Source organism: Pseudomonas tehranensis (genome assembly GCF_014268615.1).
In the GTDB taxonomy this organism is placed as follows: domain Bacteria; phylum Pseudomonadota; class Gammaproteobacteria; order Pseudomonadales; family Pseudomonadaceae; genus Aquipseudomonas; species Aquipseudomonas tehranensis.
On the sequence record NZ_JABWQV010000504.1, the window covers coordinates 1 to 439 of the forward strand.

1 protein-coding gene is annotated in these 439 nt (G+C 64.7%); it reads right to left on the minus strand.

From position 1 onward, the window contains the following. Positions 1-439, minus strand: a 439-nt coding sequence (locus tag HU811_RS27185; protein ID WP_186659219.1) for a hypothetical protein, incomplete at both ends; no start/stop codon positions are given.

Consider the following 439-nt stretch of genomic DNA (forward strand, 5'->3'; position numbering starts at 1 on the left):
TTCGCCGGCGGCGTTGGTCGCCTCGATCAGCCGGAAACGGCCGTCATAGCGGTAGGAAACCAGCGTTTGTTCGGTGCGCCAGGCTTCGTCCAGGGTCAGGGCCGGGTGAAAGCTCTGGTAGTCGATGGCGACCAGGTGGCGCTGTTCGTAACGCAAGCGCAGGGAGCGCCCGGCACCGTTGTCCAGGCGGCTGATGTCGCCATGGATGTTGCGCTGCAGCGTCAGACGGTTGGCGTAGCGGTCGCTGAGGGCGGTCAGATGGCCGTCGCGAAAGTGTAGGAAAGGTGCACCTTCGCCGGGTTGGGCGATGATCAGTTCGTCCGGCTCGGCCCCCCGGTAAATCGCTGCACGGGCCAGGCTGTTGTGGATCGCTGGGCGCTGGTCGTTGGGCAACGGAAACGGCGTGCGTCGGTTTTCCTGATCGATCCAGATGACCTGC